The sequence below is a fragment of the Streptomyces sp. NPDC059895 genome, assembly GCF_042731035.1.
Taxonomy (GTDB): Bacteria; Actinomycetota; Actinomycetes; order Streptomycetales; family Streptomycetaceae; genus Streptomyces.
In genome coordinates this window covers 44,472-60,279 of record NZ_JBHWKO010000032.1, presented here as the reverse complement: position 1 = coordinate 60,279, position 15,808 = coordinate 44,472, and the positions used below count along the sequence as shown (strand labels likewise).

At 72.1% G+C, this 15,808-nt stretch carries 14 protein-coding genes and 2 pseudogenes; 9 read left to right on the top strand and 7 right to left on the bottom strand.

Going from position 1 to position 15,808, the window contains the following annotated elements; translation table 11 throughout:
• Positions 1-99: 99 nt before the first annotated feature.
• Entirely contained in the window at positions 100-2,523 is a 2,424-nt protein-coding gene (locus ACFV9M_RS29455) for a SpoIIE family protein phosphatase (RefSeq protein ID WP_385068945.1), read from the bottom strand.
• A gap of 45 nt (positions 2,524-2,568) precedes the next feature.
• The gene (locus ACFV9M_RS29450; protein ID WP_385068944.1) at positions 2,569-2,730 is read right to left on the bottom strand and encodes a hypothetical protein; all 162 of its coding nucleotides are present in this window, start codon (positions 2,728-2,730) and stop codon (positions 2,569-2,571) included.
• Between the two features lie 239 nt (positions 2,731-2,969).
• On the opposite strand from ACFV9M_RS29450, the pseudogene dgoD reads away from it, so the two are divergent.
• A pseudogene (dgoD, locus tag ACFV9M_RS29445) lies at positions 2,970-3,713 on the top strand (galactonate dehydratase); the annotation flags it as partial.
• A gap of 59 nt (positions 3,714-3,772) precedes the next feature.
• On the opposite strand, the pseudogene ACFV9M_RS29440 reads toward dgoD, so the two are convergent.
• Positions 3,773-3,949: pseudogene (locus ACFV9M_RS29440) on the bottom strand (beta-galactosidase); the annotation flags it as partial.
• A 326-nt stretch (positions 3,950-4,275) separates the two neighbouring features.
• On the opposite strand from ACFV9M_RS29440, the gene ACFV9M_RS29435 reads away from it, so the two are divergent.
• The 5 genes from ACFV9M_RS29435 to ACFV9M_RS29415 all read left to right on the top strand — a co-directional run bounded on the left by ACFV9M_RS29435 (position 4,276) and on the right by ACFV9M_RS29415 (position 8,712).
• Positions 4,276-4,995 carry a FadR/GntR family transcriptional regulator gene (locus ACFV9M_RS29435; protein WP_385068942.1) on the top strand — a complete coding sequence of 240 codons (720 nt, stop codon included), beginning with the start codon at positions 4,276-4,278 and terminating at the stop codon, positions 4,993-4,995.
• 462 nt (positions 4,996-5,457) lie between these two features.
• The gene (locus tag ACFV9M_RS29430; protein ID WP_385068941.1) at positions 5,458-6,396 is read left to right on the top strand and encodes an NAD-dependent epimerase/dehydratase family protein; all 939 of its coding nucleotides are present in this window, start codon (positions 5,458-5,460) and stop codon (positions 6,394-6,396) included.
• Between the two features lie 2 nt (positions 6,397-6,398).
• On the top strand, positions 6,399-7,328 hold the full coding sequence (locus ACFV9M_RS29425; RefSeq protein WP_385068982.1) for an RNA polymerase sigma-70 factor: 930 nt from the start codon (positions 6,399-6,401) through the stop codon (positions 7,326-7,328).
• A gap of 61 nt (positions 7,329-7,389) precedes the next feature.
• Complete coding sequence (locus ACFV9M_RS29420) at positions 7,390-7,980, top strand: NADPH-dependent FMN reductase (protein ID WP_385068939.1); 591 nt, start codon at positions 7,390-7,392, stop codon at positions 7,978-7,980.
• Between the two features lie 21 nt (positions 7,981-8,001).
• Positions 8,002-8,712, top strand: a complete 711-nt coding sequence (locus tag ACFV9M_RS29415) for an NAD(P)-dependent oxidoreductase (RefSeq protein ID WP_385068937.1) — start codon at positions 8,002-8,004, stop codon at positions 8,710-8,712.
• Between the two features lie 80 nt (positions 8,713-8,792).
• On the opposite strand, the gene ACFV9M_RS29410 is transcribed toward ACFV9M_RS29415, so the two are convergent.
• The 3 genes from ACFV9M_RS29410 to ACFV9M_RS29400 form a co-directional block, all read right to left on the bottom strand.
• Positions 8,793-10,007: an SGNH/GDSL hydrolase family protein gene (locus ACFV9M_RS29410; protein ID WP_385068935.1), complete on the bottom strand. Its 1,215-nt coding sequence runs from the start codon at positions 10,005-10,007 to the stop codon at positions 8,793-8,795.
• A gap of 147 nt (positions 10,008-10,154) precedes the next feature.
• Positions 10,155-11,678 carry an FAD-dependent monooxygenase gene (locus ACFV9M_RS29405; protein ID WP_385068934.1) on the bottom strand — a complete coding sequence of 508 codons (1,524 nt, stop codon included), beginning with the start codon at positions 11,676-11,678 and terminating at the stop codon, positions 10,155-10,157.
• 45 nt (positions 11,679-11,723) lie between these two features.
• Positions 11,724-12,422, bottom strand: coding sequence for a TetR/AcrR family transcriptional regulator (locus ACFV9M_RS29400; RefSeq protein ID WP_385068932.1), 699 nt, complete (start codon positions 12,420-12,422; stop codon positions 11,724-11,726).
• 381 nt (positions 12,423-12,803) lie between these two features.
• Between ACFV9M_RS29400 and dhaK the strand changes: the two genes are divergently transcribed.
• Genes dhaK through ACFV9M_RS29385 form a run of 3 tightly spaced genes read left to right on the top strand, consistent with a single transcriptional unit; the run spans position 12,804 to position 14,858 of the window.
• Complete coding sequence (gene dhaK / locus ACFV9M_RS29395; RefSeq protein WP_385068930.1) at positions 12,804-13,796, top strand: dihydroxyacetone kinase subunit DhaK; 993 nt, start codon at positions 12,804-12,806, stop codon at positions 13,794-13,796.
• Positions 13,797-13,855: 59 nt separating this feature from the next.
• Positions 13,856-14,455 carry a dihydroxyacetone kinase subunit DhaL gene (gene dhaL, locus ACFV9M_RS29390; RefSeq protein WP_385068928.1) on the top strand — a complete coding sequence of 200 codons (600 nt, stop codon included), beginning with the start codon at positions 13,856-13,858 and terminating at the stop codon, positions 14,453-14,455.
• On the top strand, positions 14,448-14,858 hold the full coding sequence (locus ACFV9M_RS29385) for a PTS-dependent dihydroxyacetone kinase phosphotransferase subunit DhaM (protein WP_385068926.1): 411 nt from the start codon (positions 14,448-14,450) through the stop codon (positions 14,856-14,858). The genes dhaL and ACFV9M_RS29385 overlap by 8 nt, the downstream gene beginning before the upstream one ends.
• Here the strand turns inward: ACFV9M_RS29385 and ACFV9M_RS29380 are convergent.
• On the bottom strand, positions 14,843-15,706 hold the full coding sequence (locus tag ACFV9M_RS29380; protein WP_385068924.1) for a glycoside hydrolase family 75 protein: 864 nt from the start codon (positions 15,704-15,706) through the stop codon (positions 14,843-14,845). The two genes, ACFV9M_RS29385 and ACFV9M_RS29380, sit on opposite strands and share 16 nt — an antisense overlap.
• Between the last annotated feature and the right edge of the window lie 102 nt (positions 15,707-15,808).

Sequence of the window (15,808 nt, the reverse complement as noted above, 5' to 3'; positions counted from 1 at the left end):
GGCGGCTCGCTGAGGGGGTGCGGTCACGGCAGCCGGACCCTGAGGTGGTGCGGTCACCGCAGCCGGACCCTTGTCAGCGCTTGACGGCCGTCCAGGCCTTCACAGCTCGAACAGCTGGTCCGCCAAGGCTTCCGTGAACTGGACCGGAGTGAGCGACAGCTCGGTCCAGATGGTCTTGCCCGTCGGCGTGTAGCGGGTTCCCCAGCGCCGCGTCAGCTGTGCCACCAGGAACAGGCCTCGGCCGCCCTCGTCCTCCATGGCGGCCCGCCGGAGGTGGGGGGAGGTGTGGCCGCCGTCGGAGACCTCGACGATGAGGCCGCGCTCCCGGATGAGCCGTAGGGTCACCGGAGCGCCTCCGTAGCGGATGGCGTTGGTGACCAGCTCGCTGACGACGAGCTCGACCACGAACGACGCCGCCTCGTCGACTCCCCACGCGATCAACTGATCGCGGGCCAGCGAGCGCGCCCTCCCCACCTCTCCGGCATCGGGCGCGATGTCCCAGGTCGCCACCAGGTTCTCCGCCAGGGCGTGGACGCGGAGCAGCAGCAGGGCGGCGTCGTCCTCGGGCGCCTGGGGCAGGAGCGTCCCGATGACGCTGTCGCACGTCTCCTCCAGCGGGTCGTGCCCCGGCCCGGAGAGCGCGGTGCACAGGGAGCGGACTCCCCGGTCGATGTCCGTCTCGCGGCTCTCGACGAGTCCGTCGGTGTACAGGGCGAGCATCGCGGCTTCCGGCAGCTCGATGTCCGCGCTCTCGAACGGCAGGCCGCCCAGTCCGAGGGGCGGTCCGGCGGGAAGGTCCACCAGCTCGGCGCGGCCGTCGGGGGTGGCGAGCACCGGGGGCAGATGCCCCGCACGGGCCATGACGCAGTGCCGGGAGACCGGATCGTAGATCGCGTACAGGCAGGTGACGCCCAACGCCTGGTCCTCGGCCTCGGCGGCCCCGGACGGCGGGGTGGTGTCGGTCCGCGCCACGAGGTCGTCGAGACGGGCGAGCAGCTCGTCGGGGGCCAGGTCCAGCGCCGCCAGGGCCGCGACCGTCGTGCGTACGCGGCCCATGGTGGCGGCCGCGCCCATGCCGTGTCCGGCGACGTCCCCCACCACCATCCCCACGCGCGCCCCGGAGAGCGGGATGACGTCGTACCAGTCCCCGCCGACGCCGGCGGGCCCGGCCGCGGGCAGGTAGCGGTGGGCGATCTCCACGCCCGGCGGATCGGGCAGCGCCCGGGGCAGCAGATCGCGCTGGAGCATGAGCGCGGTCGCGTGTTCGCGGGTGTAGCGCCGGGCGTTGTCCACGCACACCGCGGTGCGGGAGACGAGCTCCCCGGCGAGCAGGATCTCCTCGGGCTCGAACGGGCTCCTCGGCCGGGTCCGGGTGAGGGCCACGACGCCCAGGACGGCACCGCGGGCCGTGAGCGGAAGGGCCACGGCGCCGGCAGCCGGGTCGGCGACCGGCGCGTTCTCGGCCAGGCAGCGCAGGCGGAGGGTGTCCAGCGTGTCGGCCGCGCTGTCACCGGCCGCGGTGTCGCAGGTGCGCCGGGCAGCTCGGCGGAGGAGGGAACGGGTGCCGCCGCGCGGCGGCTCCTGTCCGCTCAGGACCGGTTCGAAGATGTCGACGACGGCGGCGTCGGCGAAATCGGGGACCACCAGCTCCGCCAGGTCGCCGGCCGTGCGCTGGATGTCCAGGGTGCCGCCGATGCTGCCGCTCGCCCGGCTGAGCAGGGCGAGACGCTGCCGTGCCACATAGCGGTCGGTGATGTCGAGGCTCGCCTCGCAGACGCCGATCGGCCGGCCCTCCCCGTCCTGGAGCCGGAAGTAGGAACACGACCAGACGTGCTCGCGATGGGGGTCGAGGCGGGTGGAACTCCGGTAGCGCACATCCCCCACGGGCGTGCCCGTGCGGGCCACGCGCAGGACGATCTCCTCGGTGCGCGAGACCGCCAGGTCCCGGTCCCCCAGCACGCGGCCCTGGGGAAGGAGGTCTTTCACGAACCGTCCGACGGCCTCCTGGAGCGGGACCCCGAACTGCTTCTCGACCGCGGCGTTGATCCAGCGCAGCCGGGCGCCCGTGTCGTAGACGACCAGGTTGACGGGCGACTCACCGGCGAGTCCGGCGAGCACGGCCCGGCCGACGGCCTCCCAGTGCACCAGCTCCGTGTCCGTGGCCGTGAGGAGCCACCCGAACGCGGCCTCCCGCTGGGCGAGCGGGGTGAGGGACAGGGTCACCGTGAGCGAGCGTCCGTCACCGCGGCGGACCACCCGGGCACCGAGCAGCCGTGTCGTGTCGCGGTCGCCCACCATCGGTGTGTCCGCCCCGGTCTCCGCGTCGGCCAGGACCGTGTCCGCGGACCGGCCGAGGACGTCCTCGGCCTTCAGCCCGAAGAGCTCCTCGGCCTCCGGGCTCCATCCGGTGAACCGCATGCGGTCGTCCAGCACCGCAGTGGCACTGCCGGGTGGCGAGGTCTTCGCGAACGACCTGCCGTGCAGCCACGCTCCCGCGTCGTGCGCGTCGGGGAGACCCGTCATCGCTGCTCCTGAGGGTGGTGGAGTCAGTGCTCCGGCTCGTTCAATTTACCGTGGGACGTCCTGGCTGACGTCCGCGCGCGACGGTGGGTCCTGAGCCACGACGACGGCATCGCCGACCACCGTCCGCTCCACGACGACGGCATCGCCGACCACCGTCCGCTGCACGGCGCCCACGTCCGCCGCGTCGGCTGAGCCGCGAGCGTCCACCACAGGAGGGTGCGGCGTCCGCACCCTCCTGCCGCGCGCTTCCCGCGTACCGGACGGCCTGCCGGACCAGGGCGCGGCCTGCCTCACGCCACGGTCGCGCGATCCGCGGTCGACACCCCCCTAGGCAGGACTCATTAATTCACATTTAATCGGGTGGGCTGGTCGTTCGGAGGCCGGCGCACACCTGCCTTGCCACACCAGATCCGCTCGGGAGCCGCGCGTGAACCCGCACAGTCCAGCTCTTCGGCCGGGACCCGTTGCGCGTCGAGGACCACTGGCAGGTGATGACGAAGGGCTCGTTCTACCGAGGCGGTCCGGTGCTCTCCAGCGCCGTGGCGGGACTCGACCAGGCCCTGTGGGACATCGCGGGCAAGACGTTCGGCGCCCCGGTCCATGTGCTGCTCGGCGGCCCGGTGCGGGACCGGGTTCGCGCCTACAGCTGGGTGGGCGGCGACGAGCCCGCCCAGGTGGCGGACGCCGTCGCGGCTCAGGTCGAGGCCGGCTTCTCGGCGGTCAAGCTGAACGCCTGCGGCCGGATGAACCGCCTCGCCACCACGCGCGACATCGACGACATGGTGGGCCGGGCCGCCGCGGCACGTGAAGTGCTGGGCGCCGACGGGGATTTCGCCGTCGACTTCCACGGGCGCTTCACGGTGGCCAACGCACGGAAGGTGCTGCCGTACCTGGCCCCCTTCAACCCGCTCTTCGCCGAGGAGACCGTGCTGCCGGAGTACACCCACCTGCTGGGGGACCTCGTGGCCGGCTCCCCGGTGCCGATCGCCACGGGCGAGCGGCTGTACTCGAGAACCGACGTCCTGCCGGCGCTCCAGGCCGGAGCGGCCGTCCTCCAGCCCGACCTCTCCCATGCGGGAGGAATCTCCGAGGTACGCCGCATCGCGGCACTCGCCGAAACCTTCGACGTCCCCGTCGCACCGCACTGCCCGCTCGGCCCCGTCTCCCTCGCCGCGAGTCTCCAGATCGCGCATTCGCCGTGCGACCACGGCCCGATCCGGACGGCGACGTACAGCCCGAGCTCTCCGCACAGCTCGACGAAGTGCCTGATGTCGAGGTCGCCGTCGAAGCGACGGGTGCCGCGTTCCTCCTCGTGCTGGTTCCAGAAGAGGTAGGTGGCCACGAGATCGATGCCGCCGGCGCGGATCTTCAGCAGTTCCTCGCGCCACTCGGCCGCCGGGTAGCGGCTGAAGTGGAACTCTCCCATGACCGGCAGCCAGGGCGCGTCACCGCGCAGGATCCTGCGGCTGTCGGCCCGCACGGGCTCCTGGGCGTCCTCACGGCTCCCCAGCGGCAGGTGGCCCGTCAGAGGGGCGGGGAGATCGTGGGTGTGCAGCGTCAGCATGACGGGCGGCTCCTGCGTGGCGGCTCGTGAGGTGGGTTCATCGTCCGGGCGGCCCACACCTGTCCAGATGTATTCATAAATAATAGACAGCGGTAGACTCTCCGACCGCGGCGCCCGAAAATCTCGGCGGGACTCGCCCGTTGCTCCGGCACGCGCCCCACCAGTACTTCGACATCGAGGAGAACCGCATGGCGCCCTATTCCGGCCGCGGCGTGCACGGACAGGTGGTGCACAAACTGGGCGCGCGCATCGTGGGAGGCGAGATCGCCGAGGGCGAGATCCTGGACATCGGTGCTCTCGGCGCCGAACTGGACGTCAGCCTGACCGTCATGCGCGAAGCGCTGAAGGTCCTCGCCGGCAAGGGACTGACCGACGCCAGGCAGAAGCGCGGCACCTACGTCAGGGAGCGCGCCCACTGGAACCTCCTCGACCCCGATGTCATCCACTGGCGCATGGAGACGGGCGACGGCACCCAACTGCTGCGCGACCTCGCCGACATACGCTCCATCGTCGAGCCGGCCGCGGCCCACCGCGCCGCCCTGCACCGCACCGACGCCGACCTGGCCGCCCTCGAAGCCGCCCTCGAAGCCATGGACCGGCCCCGGGCGGACCCGGCCGCCGCCGCCGAAGCGGACGCCGCCTTCCACCGGGCACTGCTCGCCGCCACCGGCAACGAGATGCTCCGCAGGATGGACATGCTCCTGGAACCCGGCCTCCGGGAACGCGACCGCATGGTCCACGCGCACGGAGACGCGGACGACCCCGTCCCCAGCCACCGCGCGGTCCTCGACGCCGTCCGCGACCGGGACCCGGCCCGCGCCGAGTCGGCCATGCTGGACCTGCTGGCCAAGGCCACCGAGGACCTCGCCCACCTCGCGGGCGCCGCGGACACCGCACCGCGGACCTGAGAGCCGGCACGGCCGACAATCCGGGAGCGGGAACGGGAGCGGGAGCGGAAGAGCGGTGGAGCGTCGAGCCGGACGTCGACGTCCCGTGTGCCGGCCGCGGGCGCGCCGGGAAGGCGCGCACGGGCCAGGTCGTCCATGCCCTTGGAGCCCGCGTCACCGGCGGCGCCTGCCCGACGCCGACACCACGTGACCTTCGCAGCCGCACGGTCGACACCGCTCCATGGGACTGACCGTCGGGACACAGGACCTCGAAACCAGGGCCCTGGCAGCACAGGACCTCGCCCCCGCAGCGCAACCATCCCCTGTCCCCGCTCACGGGGGAACCTCACCTCGTATGTGGACCTTGCGTCGGGGTCGATCCCTCGAAGGCCGCTTCTCCCGACTTCCCTCCCTCGCATGTCACAGATGGCCGGGGCTGTCTTGTCCTAGGTGGTGAAGGCAGACGTTCACGTCGGGAGGGTGATGGTCATGCGGGTGTTCGTGGCAGGTGGGAGCGGGGTCCTGGGGCAGCGGCTGGTGCCGCAACTCCTGGCCCGCGGCCATCAGGTGACGGCCACGACGACGAGCGCGGCCAAGCTGGGCCGGCTGGCGCGGCTGGGCGCGGACGGAGTCGTGATGGACGGGCTGGACGCGGCGTCGGTCGGTGAGGCGGTGGCCGCGGCCCGGCCGGATGTGATCGTGCACCAGATGACCGCGATCTCCCTGGCACACGCCGGAAAGCCCGACATCAAGCATCCGGACCGGTGGTTCGCCACCACGAACCGGCTGCGCGCCGAAGGGACGGACCATCTGCTGGCGGCGGCGGAGGCGACCGGTGTGCGGCATGTCGTCGCGCAGGGCTACGCCTCCTGGAACGGCATCCGTGAGGGCGGCTGGGTGAAGACCGAACAGGATCCGCTGGACCTGCTCGAAGGGACGGCGGCCTACGTGGGGTTGAAGGCGCTGCAGCACGTCGAGGACGTGGTCCTGAAGGCCGGCGGTGCGGTTCTGCGCTACGGCGCGTTCTACGGACCGGGCGCCGTCGACGACCAGGTGGAGCTGGTGCGCAAGCGGCAGTACCCGCTGGTCGGGCGGGGCACCGGCTACAGCTCGTGGGTGCACCTCGACGATGCGGCGAGCGCCACCGTCCTGGCCGTGGAGCAGCGGGCGACGGGTGTGTTCAACGTCGTCGACGACGAACCGGCCCCGGCGAGCGAGTGGCTGCCCCACCTGGCGGCGTGCGCGGGAGCGAAACGGCCGGTGCGGGTCCCGGTGTGGCTGGCCCGGCTGCTGGCCGGCGACCAGGCGGTAGTGATGATGACCGAGGGGCGCGGCTTCTCCAACGCCAAGGCCAAGCGGGAGCTCGGCTGGCAGCTGCGCCATCCGTCGTGGCGGCAGGGGTTCAAGGAGGAGTTGGCGTGATCCTGGGCACGGAGAAGGCCGAGGAGTTCGAGGAGCTGCGGCCGCTGCTGTTTTCGATCGCGTACCGGATCCTGGGCAGCGTGACCGAGGCCGAGGACGCCGTCCAGGAGACCTGGCTGCGCTACGAGGCCGCCGCCGCTTCCCCGGACTCGGCCAAGGCATACCTGTCCGCCGCGGTCACCCGCGTCTCGATCAACGTGCTGCGTTCGGCCCGCGTCCGGCGTGAGAACTACGTCGGGCCATGGTTCCCCGAGCCGTTGCTGACCGACCCGTATCAGGACCCCGAGCGCTCGGCCGAGCTGGCCGACTCGGTGTCGATGGCGGCGCTGCTGCTGCTCGAACGGCTCACCCCGCTCGAGCGGGCGGTGTTCGTGCTGCGGGAGGTGTTCGATTTCGGCTTCCCGGAGATCTCCTCGGCGGTGGGCCGATCGGAGGCGGCGTGCCGTCAGCTGGTCGTACGGGCACGCCGTCACATGAACGAGGGCCGGCCCCGGTTCGAGGCCGACCGGCGCGAGCGCGAGGAGCTCGCGACGCGGTTCTTCGACGCCTTCACCGAAGGGGACGTCGAAGGGCTGCGCGAACTTCTCGCCGCCGACGTGCAGTTGGTCGCCGACGGCGGCGGCAAGGCCCCGCAGTGGTCCAGGGGATTCTTCGGCGCCGACCAGGTGTCCGGCTTGCTCGCCACACTCTTCCCCCCGTTCTTCCGCATCGGCGGCGTCATCGAACCGCACCGGGTGAACGGGCAGCCGGGCGCGATCTTCCGCGACCGGGACGGCCGAGTCGTCAACACCTGGGCGCTCGACATCCTCGACGGACGGATCCAGACGATCCGCACCGTGAGCAACCCCGACAAGCTCAGGCACGTGGGCCCCGTGGCGGATGCCTGGGCGGTCCTGCGCGAGACACAGCAGGCCCGCCGGGCCGCGGACTGAGCGCGAGACCTGACCACCTCGGACATCACCGCCACCGGACTTCGGAACAAGGGAATCGAACATGATCAGGATCGGCGTCATCATCGGCAGCACCCGCCCCGGCCGCAACGGTGACCGGGTGGCCCGATGGGTACGGGACCTGGCAGCCGAACACGTGGATCGCACAGCGGAGTTCGAGCTCGTCGACCTCGCCGACCACGCGCTGCCGCTGCTCGACGAAGCCGTCCCGGCGGCCCAGGCGCCGGGACGGCAGCCGCACACCCGGCGATGGGCCGAGCGGATCGGCTCGTACGACGGCTACATCGTCGTCACTCCCGAGTACAACACCGCCCCGCCGGCCTCCCTGGCCAACGCCATCGACTACCTCTGCCAGGAGTGGGGCGGCAAGCCGGTCGCCTATGTCGGATACGGCGTCTTCGGCGCGGTCATGGCGGTCCAGAAGCTGCGCGCGCAGGCGGGAGTGCTCCGGATGGCCGACATCGGGCCGCAGGTGGCGCTGTCGCTGCGCGAGGACTTCGTGAACTTCTCCGACTTCCGGCCGCGGGAGCTGCACACGGCGGAGGTGTACCGGCTGGTCGACGAGCTGCTGGCGTGGGCACGGGCACTCGCTCCGCTCCGCGCGGCTCCCCGGACCGAATACCAGAAGGCTTGAGGAGGAGGGGGGACGATCGTCATGCGCATCACGGTCTTCGGCGCCAACGGCCCCACCGGCCGGCTGCTCACCAGCCAGGCCCTCGCCGCCGGACACCGGGTCACCGCGGTCACCCGGCAGCCTGGCTCGTTTCCGCTGCGCTGTGAACGGCTGGACGTGGTCGGTGCCGACGTGCTCGATCCGGTGGCCGTCGACACCGTCGTGGCGGGGCGGGACGCGGTGCTGTCTACGCTCGGGGTGCCCGCCGGGAAGGAGCCGATCAGCACGTATTCACGCGGAGTGGCCCACATGGTCGCCGCGATGGAACGGCATCGGGTCCGTCGGCTCGCCGTGGTCAGCTCAAGCGGGGTCGACCCGCACCCTTACTCCGAGGGCGGCTTCCTGTTCAACCGGGTCCTCCTGCCCTATGTGACGCGGGTCCTGGGCAAGACGCTGTACGACGACATGCGACGGATGGAGACGCTGGTCCGGGACAGCGGTCTCGACTGGACCATCGTGCGGCCGAGCGCACTCCACGACCTGCCGTCGGTCACCGACTACACCCTCGTCGAGGGCCGCGCCGACGGCAGATTCACCGCCCGCGTGGACCTGGCCGCGAGCCTGCTGGCCCTGCTCCACGACGACCGCCACCACCGCACCACCGTCAGCGTCATCACCACCGTCGCCAAGCCCACTCTGCTCCAGTGGATGCGCCGCGAAGCCGCAGGACGCGGCCGCCACCCGGGCCGGTGAACTGCGCGAGCAGGTGACTGGGCGTCCAGGGGGACGCTCCTTCTGCCGCGAGGTCGCTCGGAAGCCGCCCCGGTCAGAGGTCAGTCGAAGAGGGAGAGGTCGATGGATTCCGCGAGGGCGGCATAGCCCGCGTCACTGCCGTGGAGGTTGTCACCCATGTGCAGGTCGCCGCGGATGCGGGTGGGGTCGGCGGGGTCGCGCCAGACGGCGTCGAAGTCGAGTACGCCGTCGAAGGTGCCGCTGGTGCGGATCCATGAGTTGACCTGCTCGCGCGCCTTGTCACCCTCGGCCGAGTACATCTCCGAGCCGCCGTAGGGGGCGATGGTCGCGGCGTGGACCTTCACGCCGTGCGCGCGGGCGCGTGCCGCCAGCTGGAGGTGGGCGGCGATGACGTCGTCGACGCCGACGGGTGAGCCGGGGAACATCGAGAGGAATCCGGCGGTCTCCTCGGTGCGTGGGGCGAAGGAGAAGACGAGGTCGTTGCCCACGGCGATCACCACGTGGCCGAGGCCGGGCGTGGCGAGGATGTCGCGGTCGAAGCGGGCGAGGGCGGCGGTGCCGATGCCGTCGGTGAGCATGCGGTTGCCGTTGATGCCCTGGCTGACCACACAGAGTGCCTGTCCGCCGCGGGCTGCCAGCCGTTCGGCGAGCCCGTCCGTCCAGCGTCGGTCGGTACCGGGGGTGGATCCCATGCCGTCGACGCGGGAGTCGCCGATTACGGCGATGGCCTGGGTCGGTGTCTCAGGCTGCACTTCCACGGCCGTGATCAGGGCTTGTGCCGGCAAGGGGGCGGCGTCCGCAGGCAGCGACACGAGGGCGGTCGCGTCGCCGGGGATGAGCCAGCCGAGCGTGTGGAAGGTCCCGTGGCAGGTTGCGGTGTCGACTCGGCCCGGCAGGTAGAGGCTGATGGTCAGCCGAGACAGCGCGGCGGTCCGCAGATCGACGGGGTCACTGAGGACCGGCGCCCCCGCCGGCACGGTGGCGCTCGGCCGGCCGCTGAACGTCACCGCGTGATCGCTTCCGCGCAGGATTCCGTCGTCGGTGTCCGTGATGGCGACACGGGCGGCGCCGATGGTCAGCGGTGCGGTTCCGTACTCGTTGCTGATGCGGATGCGGATGCGGTGTCCGCCGCCTGTGACGCGGACGATCTGCCGCAGCGTCACGTTCTCAAACGGTCCGACGCAGCTGACGGAGTTGTCCGGTGCCTGCGGGGAGGCGCCCCAGGTGCGGACCCATGCGACTGCGTGCGGGGCCGAACCTTCGGAGCTGGAGGGGGTGTTGACGGCGCTGTTCACGGTCGTTGCCCTTCGGTTGTCGGGTATCGCGGCGGTGCTTGAGGGTGTCCCGACCGATGCTCCGGCGCAGGGGAGGTCGACCCGCAGCGAGGGAAGGGCACCGCGCCTGGAACGGGGGCCGGGGAGCCGCCGTTCGTTCTAGTTGCTCTAGCTCTGCGGCGCGCCGAACCACTGGGCAGCCGCCCGCTCGAACGCGTCGCGATCCGAGGCGGGCTCGCTCGCCCAGGCCACGACGCCGTCGGGCCGGATCAGCACGGCACCCAGCCCGAGGTCGTCGCGCGCCGGGCCGGCCGCGTAGTGGATCCGGCCTGCCCACCCCTTGGCCGCGACCTGCAGCGCACGGTCGGTGCTGAAGTCGAGCACGACTCCCTGTCCCTGGCGCAGCAGTTCGCCGAGGCGGGTGCCGTCCTCGGAGCGGAAGTCCGGGGCGGTGCAGCCGATGAGGGGCTGTTCGCTGCCCAGGTCGTACCGGTTGAACAGCCCCGACGTCTTTCGGTACACGTGGGTCGTACCGTCGGTGGTGCTCATCAGATCGTGGACGAGTCGACGCAGCGCGGGGGCGTTGGGGCCCGGCTTCATGGTCGCGACCTGGGCGCGGGACCAGTCGAGGACGGCGGCGCCGACGGGGTGCCGCTCGGTGGTGTAGGTGTCGAGCAGGCCCTCGGGAGCGGAGCCGCGCACGGTGGCGGCGAGCTTCCAGCCGAGGTTGACGGCGTCACCGATGCCGAGGTTGAGGCCCTGGCCGCCCAGGGGCGAGTGGATGTGTGCCGCGTCGCCGGCGAGCAGTACACGGCCCTCGCGATACGTCGTCGCCTGCATCGCGCGGTCGGTGAAGCTGGAGGCGAGATGGACCTCGCTCAGCGTCACGTCGGTGCCGCTGATGCGGCGCAGGACCGTCTGGAGGTACTCGCGGGTCAGCGGCCGAGAGCGGTCGAAGGTGCCGCCGTCGAAGTCCATCATGCCCAGGTGCCCTTCGAGGGGCGTACGCAGATACATGCCGTTCGGCGTCAGGTTGAAACCGAGCGGCAGCTGCTCGGAGTCGGCGAAGGCGACCTTGGCGACGTAGCCGGTGAACAGCGGCTCGGTGCCCACGAACGCGAAGCCGGCGAGCCGACGTACGGCGCTGCGCCCGCCGTCGCAGCCCACCAGCCAGCGCCCCGGGTACTCCTGGCCGCCTGCCGTGACGATGACGGATTCGGTGTCCTGCGCCACGGCCGTGACGGAAGCATTCCGGATGATCTCGGCTCCGAGCGCGGTGGCCCGCTCGGACAGCACCGATCCGACCGCTTCCAGGCTCGTCATGAACCCTTCCATTGCCGGGCTGGGCAGCCGAGACGGGAGGGCTGCTGTGTCGATGTCGGCCGCGCTGAGGGTCATGCCCGCGAAATGGCTCAGCTCGCGAGGGTCGGGTGCCTCGACCGCTTCCGGATCCGCGCCGATCTTCTCCGGGTTGGCTCCGGAAGCATGCGCTGTCGCTTCCAGTAGGCCGCGGCGGTAGAGCGTCTCGGCCGACCCGGCGTTCAGGCCCCGCAGCCCGAGCGGGAATGCCTTCAGGGGCGAGGTGAGTTCCGGGTCCCGCTCGAGGACCAGAACCGAGCAGCCGGACAGGGCCAGCTCGCCGGCCAGGAACAGACCGACCGGGCCGCCGCCCGCGATCACGACGTCATGCATGATGAGAGGTGTCCTTCCGATGGGGTCACCCGCGGATCGGCCGGGTCAGCGCAGATGGGTGAGGCCGTCGAGGATGACGGCGACGCCGGTGAGGAACTGCTCGCGATCGTCGTGCTCTCGCATCTGGCCGACGATGGCGTGCATGAACGGGTAAGCCTCCGGGTCGAGCCCCTGCCATGCCGTCGACGCCGCGTCGAAGAACTCGTCGCGATCCCCGTCGGGGTCGATCCCTGAGGTGTCCCCCTCGATGCGGGCGTTCTGGCTGACGGCTCCGAGGATGTAGTGCACGAGCATCGAGGCCGCGTCGAACCAGGAGGCTCGCGGCACGCCCAGGGCGCCCATCTGCCCGCCGATCCGCTCGAAGATCCCCACCGTCACCGGGCCGACCGGATTCCGGATGATCTGGAGGGTCAGCCGCGTGGCGAGCCACTGATGTGCGGCGATCGCGTCGAACAGGGCCAGTGCGACGACACGGATCTCGTCCCCGGGGGTGGCCGCGGCCCCGGCGGGCCGGGTCGCCAGCGCCGCGCCGATCACGGTTTCCGTCGCCGTGTCGAGCAGCTCGTCACGGGTGCCCACGTGGTAGTAGATCGCCCCGGAACCGGTGGACAGCCGTTCGGTCAGCGCCCGGATGGTCAGCGCGCTCTCGCCGCCCGCATCGAGCATCTCGACGGCAGTGTCGATGATCCGCTCACGGGAGAGCACCTGGTTGCGTCGCTGTGGTCGGTGCGCTCGGGTCGTCATGCCTCGATGATGGCACATTTGGTACGGCGATCCAAATTGGTGCACTGTTCCAAAGTTCCCGCCCGGCAGGGGCATGCCGTCCAAAGGAAACGGCCGGCCGGCCCGCGGGCGCCCGTCGCCTCGTTCACCTCCGCGGTCGCCACGGGTGACCTTCGCTGTCACAAGGTCGATACTGCGGATAGGAGCGCTCCGGTCATCTCACGTCCGCCCGTCCGGGACTCCTGATAGCCCGTCAGTGAAGTCGGCGTCCGTACCGCCGGACACCGCTTCCGACCGCCGGAGACCGCCAGTGACCGCCAAGATCAACAACAATCCATATGTACTCTGACCAGCAAAAACGCAGGTCAGGAGCCCACCTGCTAGCCTAGCCGGGAGGTACCCATGAGGATGCTCATCAACGTTCCCGAGACCGTCGTCGCGGACGCCCTGCGGGGGATGGCCGCCGCCCACCCCGAGCTGACCGTCGACGTCGAGAACCGGGTGGTCGTGCGGCGGGACGCGCCGGTGGCCGGGAAAGTGGGGCTGGTGTCGGGGGGCGGGTCGGGGCACGAACCCCTGCACGGGGGATTCGTGGGACCGGGGATGCTCTCGGCGGCCTGTCCGGGGGAGGTCTTCACCTCGCCGGTGCCGGACCAGATGGTGCGCGCGGCCGCCGCCGTCGACAGCGGGGCCGGAGTGCTGTTCATCGTGAAGAACTACACCGGCGACGTGCTCAACTTCGACATGGCCGCGGAGCTCGCCGAGGACGAGGGCATCCAGATCGCGAAAGTGCTGGTCAACGATGACGTCGCGGTGACCGACAGCCTGTACACGGCGGGGCGGCGCGGCACCGGCGGGACCCTGTTCGTGGAGAAGATCGCGGGAGCCGCCGCCGACGAGGGCATGCCCCTGGAGCGCGTCGAGGCGATCGCGCGGAAGGTCAACGAGAACGCGCGCAGCTTCGGCGTGGCGCTCAGTGCGTGCACCACCCCCGCCAAGGGCAGTCCGACCTTCGACCTGCCGCCCGGCGAGCTGGAGTTGGGCATCGGCATCCACGGCGAGCCGGGGCGCGAGCGGCGCGCGATGATGACCTCCGGCGAGATCGCCGACGTCGCGGTCGACGCCGTCCTGGAGGACCTGTCACCGCGCAGCCCGGTCCTCGTCCTCGTCAACGGCATGGGAGCCACCCCGCTGCTGGAGCTGTACGGCTTCAACGCCGAGGTGCAGCGGGTCCTGACCCAGCGCGGGGTCGCCGTCGCCCGTACGCTCCTCGGCAACTACGTGACCTCCCTCGACATGGCGGGCGCCTCGGTCACCCTGTGCCAGGTGGACGAGGAACTGCTGCGGCTGTGGGACGCGCCGGTGAGCACACCGGGGCTGCGCTGGGGCAGGTGACCCGGGGACGCACCCGGGGCACCACGACGCCCGACCCCTCTACCAGGCAAGGAGATCCAGTGCTCGACGCCGATTTCTTCCGCCGTTGGATGACGGCCACCGCCGCGTCCGTCGACCGCGAGGCGGAACGGCTCACCGCCCTCGACTCCCCCATCGGGGACGCCGACCACGGCAGCAACCTGCACCGCGGGTTCAGCGCCGTCACCGCCACCCTGGAGAAGGAGGCCCCGGCGACGCCCGGGGCCGTCCTCGTGCTCGCCGGACGCCAGCTCATCTCGACCGTCGGCGGTGCGTCGGGTCCCCTGTACGGCACGCTCCTGCGGCGGACGGGCAAGGCACTCGGGGACGGGGCCGAGGTGAGCGAGGAGCAGCTCGCCGAGGCGCTGCGCGCCGGCGTCGACGCGGTGATGCAGCTCGGCGGTGCCGCGCCGGGCGACAAGACGATGATCGACGCGCTGGTGCCCGCCGTGGAGGCGCTGGCCGACGGGTTCGGTGCGGCGCGGGACGCCGCCGAGGACGGGGCCGTCGCCACCACGCCCCTCCAGGCCCGTAAGGGCCGGGCGAGCTATCTGGGCGAGCGCAGCATCGGGCACCAGGACCCGGGCGCCACCTCGGCCGCCCTGCTGGTCGCGGGACTCGTGGAGGCCGCCGGTGAGTGACGGCCGACGGGTCGGGATCGTGCTCGTCTCGCACAGCGCCCAGGTCGCCGCCGCCGTCGCCGAGCTGGCCCGGGGTCTCGCGGGCGGCGGCGCGGACGTGCCCGTCGCTCCGGCGGGCGGCACCGAGGGCGGCGGGCTCGGGACGAGCGCGGAGTTGATCAGCGCCGCCGCGGCGTCGGTGGACCGCGGTGCCGGGGTCGCCGTCCTCACCGACCTCGGCAGCGCCGTGCTCACCGTGAAGGCACTGCTCGCCGAGGGCGACGAACTGCCCGACGGCGCCCGGCTCGTGGACGCGCCGTTCGTGGAGGGCGCGGTGGCCGCCGTCGTCACGGCGGCCACGGGAGCCGACCTCGACGCGGTGGAGGCGGCGGCCGCCGAGGCGTACTCCTACCGGAAGGTGTGACCGGGGCCCTCCCCCGTGCCGGGGCCGTCCCCAGGCCCGGGGCCCTCCCCAGGCCCGGGGCCCTCCCCAGGGCTGGGGGAGGGTCCCGCCCCGGGGGAGGATCCCGCACCGCGCCCCCCGGTGCCCCGGACGAACGAGCGCGCGAGCCGTTCGCCCACCTCGACGGCGGACGCGTGGCTCTCGATGGGGGTCGCCCGGGAGTCCTTGAAGAGGATGTAGGTGACGCCGGAGGGGGTTCCGCCGCCGAGCGGGTCGGGGCGGATGCCCAGGGCCGCGGCGGTGGCGTACGAGGCCTCGCCGATGATCGCGGACGGTCCGACGTCCCCGACGACCGCGTACTGGACCCGGCCCGCGTGGACGACGGCCGCCACGGTCCCTCCGCGCACCCCGTGGTCGCGGTAGTCCCACAGGGTGCTCGGGCCGGGCACGACGATGTACGGCAGGCTCTCGGCGCTCAGATGGCGGCCGTCGGACTGGGTGAAGGCGGTGGCCGGCGAGAACTGGGGGTCGGTGGTCCCGTTGCAGTGGGTACCGGGGCGGCCGTCGCAGTCGATGTCCATGTCGGCCGTCCAGAAGACGGCGCCCTCGGTGCCGCAGACCGGGATCGTGGCGGGCGCGCCGGCGTCGCTGCGGTAGTGGCCGCGGGAGACGGGGGTGCAGTCCCGCACGCGGGCCAGCAGGTCGGCGGCGGACACGGCGCCCTCCCGCGGTGCGGCCGGTCTCCGGGGGACGTCGGAGGCCGGCCGCGCCACGGCGGGGAGGGCGGCCGGGACCAGCAGGACGAGACCGGCCGCGGCCAGCGTCAGGGGCGCCCTCCGCCTCACCCGGCGCGGCGACTGGACAGGCACGGTGCGGCACCTCTCGTGGGGGACGGTGGGGAACACCCAGCCCAATCTGGTGCCGGCCGTCGCCGGGGGCCACCCGAGGGGGCCGTACGGTGCACGCCCCTC